The sequence below is a fragment of the Flavobacterium melibiosi genome (assembly GCF_048158545.1).
In the GTDB taxonomy this organism is placed as follows: Bacteria; Bacteroidota; Bacteroidia; order Flavobacteriales; family Flavobacteriaceae; genus Flavobacterium; species Flavobacterium melibiosi.
In genome coordinates, this window is the sequence record NZ_JBLNKU010000018.1 from 1 (window position 1) to 15,225 (window position 15,225).

The 15,225-nt window shown below is 35.9% G+C and carries 13 protein-coding genes; 12 read left to right on the forward strand and 1 reads right to left on the reverse strand.

Annotated features, from left to right (window positions below; all coding sequences use genetic code 11):
* From ACM55F_RS17465 to ACM55F_RS17520, 12 genes are all read left to right on the forward strand, one after another.
* Positions 1-235, forward strand: a 235-nt coding sequence (locus tag ACM55F_RS17465) for a heavy metal-binding domain-containing protein (RefSeq protein ID WP_416855103.1), incomplete at its 5' end; no start/stop codon positions are given.
* A gap of 166 nt (positions 236-401) precedes the next feature.
* Positions 402-680 (forward strand): heavy metal-binding domain-containing protein, encoded by a 279-nt coding sequence (locus ACM55F_RS17470; protein WP_416855104.1) that lies wholly within the window; start codon positions 402-404, stop codon positions 678-680.
* A gap of 127 nt (positions 681-807) precedes the next feature.
* Positions 808-1,680, forward strand: a complete 873-nt coding sequence (locus ACM55F_RS17475) for a restriction endonuclease (RefSeq protein WP_416855105.1) — start codon at positions 808-810, stop codon at positions 1,678-1,680.
* Positions 1,658-4,282 carry a cation-translocating P-type ATPase gene (locus tag ACM55F_RS17480; protein WP_416855106.1) on the forward strand — a complete coding sequence of 875 codons (2,625 nt, stop codon included), beginning with the start codon at positions 1,658-1,660 and terminating at the stop codon, positions 4,280-4,282. The genes ACM55F_RS17475 and ACM55F_RS17480 overlap by 23 nt, the downstream gene beginning before the upstream one ends.
* Positions 4,279-4,647: a hypothetical protein gene (locus tag ACM55F_RS17485; RefSeq protein ID WP_416855107.1), complete on the forward strand. Its 369-nt coding sequence runs from the start codon at positions 4,279-4,281 to the stop codon at positions 4,645-4,647. The genes ACM55F_RS17480 and ACM55F_RS17485 overlap by 4 nt, the downstream gene beginning before the upstream one ends.
* A gap of 28 nt (positions 4,648-4,675) precedes the next feature.
* The gene (locus ACM55F_RS17490) at positions 4,676-5,230 is read left to right on the forward strand and encodes an AAA family ATPase (protein ID WP_416855108.1); all 555 of its coding nucleotides are present in this window, start codon (positions 4,676-4,678) and stop codon (positions 5,228-5,230) included.
* Between the two features lie 61 nt (positions 5,231-5,291).
* Positions 5,292-6,554, forward strand: a complete 1,263-nt coding sequence (locus tag ACM55F_RS17495) for an efflux RND transporter permease subunit (protein ID WP_416855109.1) — start codon at positions 5,292-5,294, stop codon at positions 6,552-6,554.
* A 22-nt stretch (positions 6,555-6,576) separates the two neighbouring features.
* Positions 6,577-8,472, forward strand: a complete 1,896-nt coding sequence (locus tag ACM55F_RS17500; RefSeq protein WP_416855110.1) for an efflux RND transporter permease subunit — start codon at positions 6,577-6,579, stop codon at positions 8,470-8,472.
* 56 nt (positions 8,473-8,528) lie between these two features.
* Positions 8,529-9,782 (forward strand): TolC family protein, encoded by a 1,254-nt coding sequence (locus tag ACM55F_RS17505; RefSeq protein ID WP_416855111.1) that lies wholly within the window; start codon positions 8,529-8,531, stop codon positions 9,780-9,782.
* Between the two features lie 2 nt (positions 9,783-9,784).
* Positions 9,785-11,032 (forward strand): heavy metal-binding domain-containing protein, encoded by a 1,248-nt coding sequence (locus ACM55F_RS17510; protein ID WP_416855112.1) that lies wholly within the window; start codon positions 9,785-9,787, stop codon positions 11,030-11,032.
* 93 nt (positions 11,033-11,125) lie between these two features.
* Complete coding sequence (locus tag ACM55F_RS17515; RefSeq protein ID WP_416855113.1) at positions 11,126-12,340, forward strand: efflux RND transporter periplasmic adaptor subunit; 1,215 nt, start codon at positions 11,126-11,128, stop codon at positions 12,338-12,340.
* A 268-nt stretch (positions 12,341-12,608) separates the two neighbouring features.
* Positions 12,609-12,824 (forward strand): hypothetical protein, encoded by a 216-nt coding sequence (locus tag ACM55F_RS17520; RefSeq protein WP_416855114.1) that lies wholly within the window; start codon positions 12,609-12,611, stop codon positions 12,822-12,824.
* A gap of 71 nt (positions 12,825-12,895) precedes the next feature.
* Here the strand turns inward: ACM55F_RS17520 and ACM55F_RS17525 are convergent, their stop codons facing one another.
* Positions 12,896-15,190: an NADP-dependent malic enzyme gene (locus tag ACM55F_RS17525; protein WP_416855115.1), complete on the reverse strand. Its 2,295-nt coding sequence runs from the start codon at positions 15,188-15,190 to the stop codon at positions 12,896-12,898.
* Positions 15,191-15,225 lie beyond the last annotated feature (35 nt).

Below are 15,225 nucleotides of genomic sequence, written 5' to 3' on the forward strand. Positions count from 1 at the left end.
TTGCCCTATGCATCCTAATGAGGTCAGCTCTGACCCTGGAAAATGTGCTAAATGTGGCATGGAAATGATAAAAACTACCGAAAAAAAATATAAACATGCTGTAAAGGGAAGTCAGGCTGGAGTCGAAATTGTCACTAAATACGTTTGTAAAATGGATAGTACAACTTCTGACAAACCAGGAAAATGCCCTAAATGTGGTATGGAAATGATTAAAAAAGAAGGCGACAAAAAATAATTCCGTCGCATAAATTTTAAAATCTTATTTATTTAATCCAATGCGCATCGTAACAATTATTGACGATGCGCTTTAATTATAATTAAAAGAATAATGATGTCCCAAAATAAAAGGGTAATTGCCAAATATTAACATTACCATGTTTAACAATTTAAAATAAAAAAAAATGAAAAATATAATTCTTTCAGCAGTAGTAATGGCTTTTGTATTGGTTTCCTGTAATCAAAAAGCCAAAGAAACAACAGATGATTCCCACGAGATGAGCAATGACAGTACAATGATGGATAATGACAACACAATGATGAAAGACAAAACTAAAACAATGGAAAATCACGAAAAAATGTATGCTTGTCCAATGCACCCGGAAGTGCAAGGCAAAATGAATGACAAATGTCCAAAGTGCGGTATGAAATTAACAGAACCAGTTCCGCAAACAACTAAATAAACTTCTAATCCTTTAACAGAGGAAAAAGATTCTGGTTCATATTGCTTTATAAACGATGAACTTCTTTTGTTTGTTATATAGCAACAAGTGTAAAAAAATTATAGAACATAATTGTAACATCAGCTAAATGAACATAAATCAAATAGTTATAACTAAAGCAAGTGGTCAGCAGGCTCCCTTTTCTCCTGAAAAGCTCAAACGTTCTTTATTGAATGTAGGAGCTTCAGAAGATTTGGCGGAATCAATTGTTGATGAAATCCAGCCAAAACTATATCCGGGTATTTCAACTAAAAAAATCTATCGTATCGCATTTAATCGGCTTAAGGATATCTCAAGTCCCCTTGCTGCAAAGTATCATCTTAAAAGAGGTATTATGGAATTGGGACCATCAGGTTATCCATTTGAGAGGTTTATAGGTGAAATTCTTAAACAACAGGGATACACTGTAATAGTGAATGAAATTGTAAAAGGTAAATGTGTGAATCATGAAATTGATGTAATAGCTGAAAAAGACAACCATCATTTTATGATTGAATGCAAATACCATAATCAGCCAGGAACAAAGAGTGATGTAAAAATTCCTCTTTATATACAGGCACGCTTTAAAGATGTGGAAGAGGCATGGATACAGCTTCCGGGTCATGGTACTAAATTTCATCAGGGATGGGTAGTAACAAATACACACTTTACAAGTGATGCAATCCAGTACGGAACTTGTGCCGGTCTTCACGTGCTGGGATGGGACTTTCCTGCAAAAGACAGTTTAAAAGAGCAGATTGATACGTTGGGACTATATCCGGTTACCTGTCTCACTACACTTACAAAAATTGAAAAGCAACAATTATTAGAAAATGATATTGTGTTGTGCAAAGAAATCTGCAATAACGAAAATCATTTGAGCATTATTGGAATAGAATCTTCCCGGATTAAATCAATACTTGAAGAAGGCAGTCAGCTTTGTAATCAATTAATAGACAATGGGAAGCATAAAACTAAATAGTGACCCACATTCAATAGAACCCGAAGCGGTGATTGCTGCTTTGCAGTCTGATGGTGAAAGCGGATTATCTTCATCTGAAGTGGAGAAACGCTTGAAAGAACATGGACCCAATAAAATTGAAGAGAAAAAGAACAAAAGACTTTGGCTTATTTTTCTAGATCAATTTAAAAGTCCAATTGTATGGTTACTTGTTTTCGCCGCTGGCTTATCTTTTTATTTTGAAGAATGGGTGGATGGTATTGCCATTCTTTCCGTGATACTGATTAATGCGCTTATTGGATTTTATATGGAGTTCCAGGCAGTGCGTTCCATGAATACACTTAAAAAATTATCTGCTGTACCCGCCAAAGTGCTGAGGAATAAAAAATTGGAAGAAATAAATGCGGAAGGTATTGTTCCCGGTGATGTGGCTTATGTTGAAGCTGGAGATATGATTCCTGCGGATGGCAGAATTTTTAATGCCTCACAAATGCAGGTTGACGAATCGGCATTAACAGGCGAATCTGTTCCTGTAGAAAAACAAATAGAAAAGTTGGAAACAGACACTACTCTAGCTGAACGAAACAACACGCTCTATAAGGGAACTTATGCTACAAAAGGTAACGGCTATATGGTAGTTACGGAAACCGGAATGGATACCGAACTTGGAGAAATAGCACAAATGGTGCAAACAGCAGAACAAGCTGCTACACCTTTAGAAAAGAAACTGGAAGATTTTAGTAAAAAGTTGATTTGGATAACTGTAGCATTGGTAATCCTAATCTTTATTACAGGGCTTCTGAACGGGCAAAAGCTACTTGAAATGCTCCAAACTTCCATTGCGCTTGCTGTTGCAGCTATACCCGAAGGATTGCCTATAGTGGCTACAATGGCATTGGCACAGGGAATGATGAAAATGGCAAAATACAACGTGATTGTAAAAAAACTTTCGGCTGTTGAAACACTTGGTGGAACCAATGTAATATGTACTGATAAAACAGGTACACTTACGCAAAATAAAATAGAAGTCAATACCATTATAACATCTGCTAATAATCCAGAAGCTTTAGAAGTTATTAATCGAATAGCCATTTTATGTAATACAGCAGAGTTGCAAAACAACAATGGTGCTGTTAAAGAAATTGGTGACCCTCTTGAAATTGGATTGCTCAAATTTGCTTTGAAAAATAATTTTAATATTCAGGATTATCGAAGCCAATTTCCTAAAATAAAAGAAGAACCTTTCTCTTCCGAAACCAGAATAATGGCAACACTTCATCAGTCTAAAAAGGAGCTTACTTCTTATGCTAAAGGAGCTACAGAAGAATTGCTAATGCGTTGTAATCGTATTTTAGAAGCGGAAGGTATCATAGAACTGAATGATGATATAAAAGAGCTTTGGATGAAAAAAGCCGAAGACCTGGCTAATTCAGGATTAAAGGTAATTGCAGGCGCATATAATCCTACGTCTTCTGACGGTGAGATGGCTGTAAATCTTGTGTTTGTGGGATTGTTTGGAATGATTGACCCACCAAGAGAAGAAGTATTTGATGCGATCGAGGAATGTAAAACAGCGGGAATCAATGTAATAATGATAACTGGGGATCATCCAGCCACGGCTAAAAATATTGCTCTTGAACTTGGCATTGCAAGCAAGGATAACTTTAAGGCAATGGTAGGAAAAGAAATGACCGATTACGAACATTTGACGGTACAGGAAAAATCAAATTGGTTAAATACAAAAATTTTTGCAAGAGTAAGCCCTAAACAAAAACTGGATCTTGTTGCTGTTTTACAAGAAAGAAAAAACATTGTAGGGATGACCGGTGATGGAGTCAACGATGCTCCTGCGTTGAAAAAAGCTGATATTGGTATTGCAATGGGGTTAAGAGGTACACAGGTCTCTCAAGAGGTGGCAGACATGGTGCTAAAAGACGATTCTTTTTCATCTATTGTAATAGCCATTAGACAAGGGCGTGTTATTTTTGAGAACATACGAAAGTTTGTGATTTTTCTGCTCTCCTGTAACTTAAGTGAGTTATTAGTGATTGCAAGTGCATCAGTATTTAGCCTTCATTTTCAATTATTCCCAATTCAGATTCTTTTTATAAATCTTATTACAGATGTTTTGCCTGCCCTTGCTTTGGGAGTAACGGAAGGCAGCCCTGATATAATGCAAAGACCACCAAGGAGCATTGACGCACCTATTATTGATAGAAAAAGATGGGTTACTATTTTCTTTTATTCAATTGTTATTGGAGCTAGTAGTGTAGGCGCAGTTTTTTTTAGTCATTATACAGTTCACAAAACGGAAACATGGAACCCGGAACTTTGTAATAATATTTTATTTTTTACGCTAATCTTTTCACAGCTTCTTCATGTACTGAATATGAGTAGCAGTTCTTCCTTTTTCAAATCAGAAGTAATCAGAAGCAAATATGTTTGGGGTGCGATTGCTATTTCGGTAATCATTTTAATTAGTATGTATATGATTGAAACAATGAGAAAAGTGTTATCGCTTTATGAGATGTCTATTAACGATTGGCTCATTTCAATTGGAGCTAGTGTGGTTTCATTAATAGTAATTCAGATCGGTAAAAAATTAAAAATGGCACAACAATGAACAGCGTAAATAAAAGCATTTTCGTTTTTGGTTTGTATTCCTTGTTAATGGGAATTGTTCTGTTGTTTTTATCAAATCTTGTGTTGCCCATGGTGGGTTTACCTGTCTCTAAAGAACCGTGGCTTCACTTACTTGGTTTTGTATTGATATGTTCATACTATTATTTGCAATCTGCCTTAAAGGGAAATATTGATTTTGCTCGATACACTATACATACAAGATTATTCGCCCCACTGGTTGTCGCTTTCTTGATAGTAACTGGCAAAGCGGATTGGCATTTTTTATCTTTTGGAATTGTAGATGGATTAGGTGGAATTTGGACATGGATTGAGTTAAAGAGAAATAAAGAAAACAACATTAAATAGTAATAGGATCAATAATTACAGTATTTAAATGGAAAAAATAATCATCAATAATCCTTCAAGGCAAACCAATTGGTATGTCATAACCGGAGGACCAAGTTCTGGGAAGACAACCACGGTTAATATACTTCGAGAACGGGGTTATATTACAACTATGGAGCATGCCCGACATTTTCTTGATACACAACGGCTAAAAGGGAAAACTATTGAAGAGGTTAGAAAAAACCAACGGGAGTTTCAGTTGGGTGTTTTAGATATGCAGATTGAGCAAGAAAAAGAAATTGCACCACACGTCCAGGTTTTTCTTGACCGGGCAATTCCTGATGCACTTGCCTATTATCGTTTTTTAAACCTTTCCGTAGATGACAAACTAAGGGATGCATTAAGAAATATTTCCTATAAAAAAATTTTTATAATGGATTCCCTTCCCTTAAAAAATGATTATGCAAGGAATGAAAATGCGGCAGCACAAAAGAAAATCCATGAACTGATAACAGCAGTGTATGAATCCTTACCTTTTCCTGTTGTACATGTTCCTGTACTTCCGGCAGAAGAGCGGGTAGATTTTATTTTGAAAAATCTTTAGTGATCAATATGAATAATAAAACTTGTTTCAAGTGTAAAATTTAGACTAAAAGAAAATAATAATGATAAATTATTTCATAACCTGGGCACTTAAAAACCGCATTATTGTTTTGCTCATTGCAGCAGCAGTTACGGCTTACGGTATTTATGCAGTAAAAAATACGCCCGTTGATGCTATTCCCGATTTGTCAGAGAATCAAGTCATCATTTTTACCGAATGGATGGGCCGCAATCCACAAATCATCGAAGATCAGATTACCTATCCTTTGGTTAGCAATTTACAGGGGATTCCTAAAGTAAAAAATATACGCGCCAATAGCATGTTCGGGATGAGTTTTGTTTTCGTGATTTTTGATGATGATACAGATATTTATTGGGCAAGAACAAGAGTTTTAGAACGATTGAATTATGCGCAACGTCTTTTGCCCGAAGGAATCATACCTACACTTGGTCCAGATGGAACAGGATTAGGACATGTCTATTGGTACACGTTAGATGCCCCTGGCTATGATTTAGGAGAACTTCGTGCGTTACAGGATTGGTACGTGCGTTTTGCTTTACAGACCATTGATGGGGTTAGTGAAGTAGCTTCCTTTGGAGGATTTCAACGACAATACCAAGTGGTAGTTGACCCTAATAAACTGCGTTATCATAACATTCCGTTAATGGAGGTTGCTGAAAAAATTAAAGCAAATAATAGTGATGTAGGTGGCAGAAAATTTGAGCAATCGGATATTGGATATATCATTAAAGGATCGGGATATATCAAAAACATAAAAGAAATTGAAAATATTCCGCTTAAAACCATTAACTCAGTTCCTGTTAGAATAAAAGACATTGCTACTGTTCAAATGGGTGGAGAATTAAGATTAGGGATTATTGATGAGAATGGTGAAGGAGAAAAAGTAGGTGGAATTGTAGTGATGCGGTACGGAGAAAATGCAAAAGATGTCATAGAAAGGATTAAGGAAAAATTACCGGATATTGAAAAAGGCCTGCCTCCGGGAGTAAAATTTAAAGCGGCTTATGACCGTTCTGACCTCGTTGATGCTACTATAGCTACGTTGAAGGAAGCGGTAGTAGGAGAAATTATAGTGGTAGCCATCGTCCTATTCATCTTCCTGCTGCATGTAAGAAGTGCACTGATAGTTGTCATTACAATTCCAATATCTGTTCTTATTTCATTCATTATGATGAGCTGGTTTGACATCACCTCAAACATAATGTCGCTTGCAGGAGTTGCTCTTGCCGTGGGTGATTTAGTAGATGCCGGAATTGTAATGGTGGAAAATGCAATGAAATCAATAAGTGGAGAAGAAGATTAATTTTTTTTTAAAGTTAGAACAAATGATATCAAACGAAGAAAGAGAAAAGAAAATTGAAGCGTCATCTAAACTGATTGGGAAAGCCGTGTTTAATTCCATACTGATTACACTGGTATCATTCAGTCCGATACTATTCCTTACGGGACAGGAAAATAAGCTGTTTTCGCCTTTAGTATGGACTAAAACCTTTGCTATGATTGGCTCTGCCTTTGTAGTTGTATTTCTTGTTCCGGTGCTTATGACACTGTTTCTAAAGGGAAACGTGCGCCCTGAAAGTAAACATCCCATTTCACGTTTTTTCCTTTGGATGTATAACCCGATAATCCGTTGGTGTTTGAAATGGAAAAGAACAACTCTTGCGTTAAGTATCGCATTAGTATTGGGAAGCGTTCCGCTGGTGCTCAGTCTTGGAACTGAATTTATGCCGCCGTTAGATGAAGGATCGCTGCTTTTCATGCCTGTAACTTTACCTGATGTTTCCAATTCCGAAATAAAACGAATCATGCAAGTACAGGATAAATTAATCATGACTGTACCTGAAGTGCAAAATGTCCTCGGAAAAGCCGGGCGTGCAAATACAGCCACAGATAACGCGCCCATGAATATGATTGAAAGTATTATACTATTGAAGCCACAATCGGAATGGAGAGCGGATTTCTCTAAGGATGATATTATTAAAGAGTTAAACGCTAAACTACAAATTCCGGGAGTTATAAACGGGTGGACACAACCCATTATCAATCGAATCAACATGTTGTCAACCGGAATTAGAACCGATGTGGGAATTAAATTATATGGTCAAAATCTTGACACGATCAATAAGTTAGCACAACAGTTTAAAAAAGAATTGGAAGGATTAGAGGGTGTCAAAGATTTGTATGTGGATCCCATCGTAGGCGGAAAGTACATTGACATAAAAATAAATAAAGAAGAGATTGGCAGATATGGTCTTTCTGTAGACGATGTAAACATGTTTATTGAAACAGCCGTTGGAGGAATGAATGTTACCACTACCATCGAAGGCCGGCAACGGTTTTCTGTCAATGTGCGATTTGCTCAGGATGCTCGTGATGAAATCCATAAGCTTAAAATTTTACCATTACAAACCATGGATTATGGTTCCATACCGCTTTCTGCCGTTGCTGATATCAGCATTACTGAAGGGCCTCCCATGATAAGTTCAGAAAATGCGATGCTAAGAGGAACACTGCTTTTTAACGTTCGGGAAAGGGATTTAGGAAGTACTGTAAATGATGCCAAAAAGAAACTCGAAGGAGCGATTAAAAAATTGCCAAAAGGCTATTTTTTAAGTTGGAGCGGACAATACGAAAACCAAGTAAGAGCGCAGGAGCGATTGAAAATGATTATTCCCTTTGTGTTACTCATTATTATGGCTATCCTTTATTTTACATTCCATACTTTCAGGGAAGTCCTGATAGTTCTTTCAGCAATTCCCGTTGCCTTGGTTGGTGGAGCTTACTCGCTGTATTTCTTCGATGTCAATTTTTCGGTTGCCGTTGCCGTTGGTTTTATTGCCTTATTCGGAGTTGCAGTAGAAACGGGTGTGTTAATGCTGGTTTACATGAATAATTCAATACATAAAAAGGTAAGTACGATTACTGCCGAGAATAAATCAATGACAAAACAGGATATCGAAGATGCCATTTATGATGGTGCTGCTTTAAGGTTAAGACCAAAGCTGATGACCGTTCTGGTTGATATTATTGGCTTAATGCCTGTTTTATTAGCCACAGGAACGGGTAGTGATGTAATGAAACCAATTACAATTCCATTTGTTTTTGGGTTAATGACCTCCACTCTATTTGTACTGATTGTATTGCCTGTATTGTATGCCTTGGTCAGGGAATACGAATTAAAAAAACACGGTAAACTAATAGTAAAGGAGTTTGAGGATTAATATTCACCAATAGGGAATTTCTGGAAGTAGAAACACTAGGTAAAAAGATATTTTAAATGATAAAGAGTAAATATTATTTCGTTTTAGTTTTGACTTTAAGCTGTATTACTATTAAGGCGCAAACACTTTCGTTGGCTGAAGTTTTGACCAATATCAAAACAAATAATCCACAACTAAAAATGTATGATGCCGATATACAAAGTATGGATGCTGCGGCAAAAGGAGCCAAAAGTTGGATGGCACCACAAGTGAGTTCGGGATTTTTTATGACACCTTACAATATCAAAATGTGGAAGGCAGATGAAATGAACCCCGGAATGGGCAATTTCATGTTAGGTGTTACACAAATGATTCCAAATGCTTCCAAACTAAAAGCCGATTTTAATTATATGAACACGATGTCTTCTGTCGAAGCCGAAAACAAAAATTACACCAGTAATCAATTAAAAGCTATTGCAAAAACGAATTATTATCAATGGCTGATATTAAATAAAAAAGTGAAAATTGCTAATGATAATTTATTGCTTTTGGAATATATGATTAAAAGTATGGAGATACGATATCAGTACAATATGGATAAACTGCCAACGTATTATAAAGCAAAATCGCAATACAGCATATTAGAGAATATGATAGTAATGTTACAAAATGACATCTCTCAAAAACGAATTATGCTCAACACGTTGATGGCAAGAGATAAGAACATCGCTTTTGAAATAGATCCTACCTATAAATTAAATGATTTTGATTTCATAAAATCAGACTCCACAGCACTTTCTCAAAAACGAAGTGATGTGAAAGCTATTGAAAAAACAATTTCTTTAAACCAATTGAAAATAGCTGCCGAAAAAGCAAAATTATTACCCGAATTTGGTGTCAGGTACGACCACATGTTTGCCTTTGGGGAGCAACCGCAACAATTCTCTTTAATGCTTATGGTTAATATTCCTTTTGCACCATGGTCATCAAAAATGAACAAAGCCAACATCAATAGTTTTCAAATAAAAAACGAAAGCCTGAACTTTCAAAAACAGATGATTCTGAATGAAGCTGCAGGAATGATTTCAGGGATGAACATAGAGTTGACAAACTTAAAAAAACAATATGATATTTCGGAAAAAAATATTATTCCAGCCTTACGAAGAAATTATGATACCGCTATTATAGCCTGGCAAAACAACACCGGGGATTTGTTTGTGGTACTTGACGCTTGGGAAGCATTAAATATGGCACAAATGGATGTTTTAGACAAATTACAATCCATACTGAACACCCAGGTAGAAATTGAAAAACAACTGGAAACCAAATAATTATGAACCGATACTTAAAATATAGTTTAATAGTTATAATCATTTCCATTATCGGATTTGCAATCTATTACTTCGCAATAAGGTCTGATGAACCAATACACACGCAGCATCAAAAAGAAGTGTACACCTGTTCGATGCACCCGGAAATCATTCGGGACAAACCGTGTAACTGTCCTATTTGTGGAATGACTTTAGTAAAAAAGGAAAACGCCGGTCATGCTATAAAAAGCACTTCAATCGAGAATTTTTTAAAGCGTACCGATAATTTTATATTAGGTAATTATAAAACTACCACTCCAAAAGACACCATTATAAACAGCGAAATAAATTTGCCCGGAATTGTAGTATACGACCCCAATTCCTCCGTAAATATTGCGGCAAGAATGAGTGGCAGGATAGAAAAAATGTATGTCAATTATAAATACCAAAAAGTAACTAAAAGACAAAAGCTTTTTGATTTATACAGTCCGGAATTACTCACCGAACAGCAAAATTTCATCTATTTAATCTCCAATGATGCGGAAAACCATTCCATCATAAAAGCATCAAAACAAAAATTACTGCTCTACGGAATGACTATTAATCAAATAAATGCATTGGCTTCCACCAAAAGAGCAAATCCGGTAATTTCCATTTATAGTCCTGCTTACGGAATCATTCAGGGAACGGAAAGCATGACCCAAAGTACAGAAGGCAGCATGCAAAATTCTAATATAACTACAGAAGCTTTAACCATTAAAGAAGGAGATTACATTAAAAAAAATGAAGTCGTTTTTAAATTAGTCAATACTGATAAAGTTTGGGGTGTTTTTAATGTCTTGCCAGGATATAATAGCTTAATTAAAATAAACCAGCCTATCGATATTTCATCCGAATTTATCGAAAACGAACCTATAATTGCCAAGGTAAATTTTATTGAAACACAATTCAACCAGACGGACAGAACCAATAGGATCAGGGTTTATTTAAATAACGGTTCGCTAAAATTACCCATTGGTTTGCGATTACAGGGTGTTGTGAAAACAAATTCGACAAAAGCAACTTGGCTGGAAAAAGAAGCTTTGGTGACCATTGGGTATAAAAAAATAGTTTTTATGAAAATGAAGGATGGTTTTAAAACGAAAGAGATAAAAACAGGAATGGAGATTAATGATTTTATCCAGATAATAGACGGTATTTCGGTTGAAGATACAATTGCAAAAAACGCACAATATTTAATTGATAGCGAAAGCTTTATTAAAACAAAATAGCCATGAAATGCCCATTAATAATTAAATTGAGACAAACTGTAAATGTTTTTTGGGCATTAAATGCGACAAATAAAAAACAATAAAAATTAACACATGAAATTGATAAAAAAAATCAGTATCCTATTTATACTATTTACAGCATTAATGGCTTGTAATACTAAAAACAAGGAAGATCATAGCAAACATGCTACAAAAGAAAGTGTTTACTATACTTGCGCTATGGATCCGCAGATAAAGGAAAGTAAACCGGGGAAATGCCCTATTTGCCACATGGCCTTAACGCCAATACGAAATGACGAATCAGCCGCTAACGAAATAGCCTTGAGCGATCAGCAAATAAAATTGGGTAACATCACAATGCAAACTATAGCCGAAACAGGAAATAGTTTAGAAGAAACCTATATGGGTGTTTTAACGATCAATCAGGAAAAAGTTAAAACCATATCCGCAAGAGCAATGGGACGAATCGAAAAGCTATATTTCAAAACTACAGGGGACTATATTAGTAAAAACGAAGCGGTTTATCAATTATACAGCGAAGATATTGCGATAGCCAAACAAGATTATTTCACCGCCTATAAACAACTTACAATGCCCGGTGATTTTGGAAAAAATGCTAAAACCATGCTAAATGCAGCCAAACAGAAACTATTGTTCTTTGGTTTGTCCAACACCCAAATTGAAAGTATAAAAACGAGTAATGAAGTTTCTCCTTACACTATATTCTACAGTACATCCAGTGGATATGTTACAGAAATAGTAGCCACAGAAGGTAGCTATATCATGGAAGGTTTAGGAATACTTAAATTAGCGGATTTAAATAGTCTTTGGCTTGAATCACAAGTGAATGTAAACTATGCAAAAAGCTTAAAAATTGGACAAAATGCAAAAATTTCATTTACAGATTATCCTGATAAAACAATAAATGCCAAAGTTTCATTTATTAACCCGGAAATAAATCCAGACACCAGACTACTCTTAATTAGGATGGAAGTTCCAAATCCAAACTTATTCTTAAAACCGGGTATGCAGGCAATAGCTAAATTAACCCAACCTAATGTGAAAGGATTATTTATTCCAACGGATGCTGTTATAAGAGAAGAAAATGCCTCTTATATATGGATTGAAAAAAGACACGGTGTATTTGAAAACATTATGGTAGAAACAGGAATGGAAATGAATGGCATGGTTGAAATTAAATCGGAAATGGATCCAAGCAAAAAAGTGGTTATTACTGGTGCTTATGCTATAAACAGTGAATACAAATTCCGAAAAGGAACCGACCCAATGGAGGGAATGGACATGTAACCTAAAACTGATTTTGTGATAATTATGTCCTTTAAGAAAAAAACAAGCTTTTAGACTATGTATTGTTTTTTAATAGCAATAAATAGTATTAATTCGATAACATCTATCCATCTTTTGTACACCTCTACCCTTCTCACCCCTTTAAATATAAGAAATATTACTTATTGCATCGGAAAGTAGCAGAACAAAACAACATATCAAAATAAATATTAAATCACTATATATTCAAATATATAGTGATTTTTTTATTTACTTAAACCTTTGGAAGTTGGCTATACTTTGGTTAAATTTTACCCCCATTGTCCACAAAATAAATTTGTCAGTTGATTTTTTACATAGGGTGCAAATCATTAAAATCGCTTTACATTATGAAGGACTGCCCGCTGCTGATGGTGATATTCTGCGTCGGGCGATAAATGATAAAGGACGTTCGAAAGCAGCATTGCAAAAAGTGAAAGACAATTACTTTGCCTGCTGTGCGTAAAAAGGGCATCCGGTAAAGTTATTGCATTCATTTTATCAAAATAATGAACCGTCTTCAAAAAATTATATTCTCTAAACATTCAATTTTGCTTTCTTTCTTTTCTCTCTTTCCTGTACATCAATCACTGCCACAGCAGTCATATTAACGATTTCATTTACGCTTGCTCCTAATTGAAGGATATGAACTGATTTACTAAGCCCCATAATTATTGGACCAATAGAATCCGACTTATTGAGTTCTTTCATTAATTTATATGTAATATTTGCCGATTCTAAATTAGGAAAAATTAAGGTATTTACTTTTTTACCAGCCAATTTAGAAAACGGAAACTTACTTTGCAACAAGTCAGTATTCAAAGCAAAATCAGATTGTATGTCTCCATCCACAACCAAGTCCGGCTTTTTAGCATGTAAAATTCCAACGGCTTCTCTCACTTTAGTGGCATGTGGATGGACGGAAGATCCAAAATTAGAATACGACAACATCGCCATAACAGGATCAAAACCAAAAGTGGTCGCTACATTAGCTGTCATTTGAGCAATATCTGCCAATTCTTCTGCAGTAGGATCAATATTTATTGCGGTATCTGCTAAAAACATAGGACCTCTTTCGGTTGTCAGAATGTTTACGGTTGCCACTTTTTTCACATTCGAAGCCTTTCCTATAACTTCAAATATTGGTTTAACCACCGTAGGATACGCTCTGGAATAGCCTGATATCATTCCGTCAGCATCTCCTTCAAGTACCATCATCGCCCCAAAATAATTGCGGGACCTCATTTTTATTTGGGCACCGTAAAGCGTCACACCACTTCTTTTTCGGTTGTTCCAGAATTTAGTGGCATATTGATTTCTCATTTCATAGGATTCTTCAGTATTTGTATCAATTATTAGCACATCGGCATCAAATTCGATTTCCTTTTTTAATTCTAGTATCGTTTCTCTATTCCCCAACAATATCGGCTCTGCAATTCCTTCATCAGAAACAATTTGGGCTGCTTTCAACACATCCAAATGGTCTGCTTCGGCAAAAACTATTTTCTTAGCATTCATTCTGGCTCGGCTGTGCAGCATACGCACCACCTTATTATCATTCCCGGAACGCTGCAACAATTCTTCTCTATACTTGTCCCAATCCTCGATAGGCATTTTGGCAACACCACTTTCCATAGCCGCTTTGGCGACAGCCGGAGGAATTGACGAAATCAATCTAGGGTCAAATGGTTTTGGAATAATATAATCTCTCCCAAAAGTAAGGCGAGTTTCGCCATAAGCAATATTCACTTGCTCCGGAACAGCTTCTCTAGTCAAATCGGCCAAAGCTTTAACAGCTGCCATTTTCATTTCTTCATTTATTTTAGTTGCCCTTACATCCAGCGCGCCTCTAAAAATAAATGGAAATCCCAAAACATTATTCACCTGATTCGGATGATCTGAACGACCGGTTGCCATAATAATATCTTTTCGGGTGCTTACCGCCAAATCATACGCAATTTCCGGATCTGGATTCGCCATTGCAAAAACAATAGGATCTTTTGCCATAGCAAGTAACATCGCTGGATTTACCACATCAGCAACCGAAAGTCCTATAAAAACATCGGCATCCACCATCGCTTCTTCCAGCGTATCTATCTTTCTGTCCGTTGCAAATTCCAGTTTTTCGGCAGATAAATTTTCTCTGTCACTTCGAATAACTCCTTTGCTATCAAGCATTACGATATTCTTGGCACTAGCTCCAAAAGCTTTGTATAATTTGGTACAAGAAACTGCAGCAGCTCCGGCACCACTAATAACGATCCGTACTTCTTCTATTTTTTTCTTGGTTATTTCCAATGCATTCAACAAGGCTGCAGCCGATATAATAGCCGTTCCGTGTTGGTCATCGTGCATTACGGGAATATCCAATTCTTCTTTTAATCTTCTTTCGATTTCAAAAGCTTCCGGTGCTTTGATGTCTTCCAAATTGATTCCTCCAAAAGTAGGAGCCATAATTTTTACCGTTTCAATAAACTTGTCGATATCTTTAGTATCCAATTCAATATCAATGCTATCAATATCAGCAAAAATCTTAAACAACAAGCATTTACCTTCCATTACCGGCTTTGAAGCTTCAGGTCCAATATCCCCTAATCCCAAAACGGCTGTACCATTGGTAATTACCGCAACAAGATTTCCTTTTGCAGTATATTTATAAACATCATCCTTATTTTTATGTATCTCTAAGCAAGGTTCAGCCACTCCTGGGGAATATGCTAATCCCAAATCACGTTGGGTTGCATACGGTTTTGTTGGTACGATTTTTATCTTTCCGGGTTGTGGTTTGGCATGGTAAGCCAAAGCTTCACTTCTTAATTTTTCGTTACTCATAATTGGTATTATTTAGTAGTGCATTCTTTAAAATT

What these genes read in the sequence shown, in the direction of transcription:
- ACM55F_RS17470 (WP_416855104.1), top strand. Translation starts at nt 402, where the DNA reads ATGAAAAATATAATTCTTTCAGCAGTAGTAATGGCTTTTGTATTGGTT.
- ACM55F_RS17475 (WP_416855105.1), top strand. Translation starts at nt 808, where the DNA reads ATGAACATAAATCAAATAGTTATAACTAAAGCAAGTGGTCAGCAGGCT.
- ACM55F_RS17480 (WP_416855106.1), top strand. Translation starts at nt 1,658, where the DNA reads ATGGGAAGCATAAAACTAAATAGTGACCCACATTCAATAGAACCCGAA.
- ACM55F_RS17485 (WP_416855107.1), top strand. Translation starts at nt 4,279, where the DNA reads ATGAACAGCGTAAATAAAAGCATTTTCGTTTTTGGTTTGTATTCCTTG.
- ACM55F_RS17490 (WP_416855108.1), top strand. Translation starts at nt 4,676, where the DNA reads ATGGAAAAAATAATCATCAATAATCCTTCAAGGCAAACCAATTGGTAT.
- ACM55F_RS17495 (WP_416855109.1), top strand. Translation starts at nt 5,292, where the DNA reads ATGATAAATTATTTCATAACCTGGGCACTTAAAAACCGCATTATTGTT.
- ACM55F_RS17500 (WP_416855110.1), top strand. Translation starts at nt 6,577, where the DNA reads ATGATATCAAACGAAGAAAGAGAAAAGAAAATTGAAGCGTCATCTAAA.
- ACM55F_RS17505 (WP_416855111.1), top strand. Translation starts at nt 8,529, where the DNA reads ATGATAAAGAGTAAATATTATTTCGTTTTAGTTTTGACTTTAAGCTGT.
- ACM55F_RS17510 (WP_416855112.1), top strand. Translation starts at nt 9,785, where the DNA reads ATGAACCGATACTTAAAATATAGTTTAATAGTTATAATCATTTCCATT.
- ACM55F_RS17515 (WP_416855113.1), top strand. Translation starts at nt 11,126, where the DNA reads ATGAAATTGATAAAAAAAATCAGTATCCTATTTATACTATTTACAGCA.
- ACM55F_RS17525 (WP_416855115.1), bottom strand. Translation starts at nt 15,190, where the DNA reads ATGAGTAACGAAAAATTAAGAAGTGAAGCTTTGGCTTACCATGCCAAA.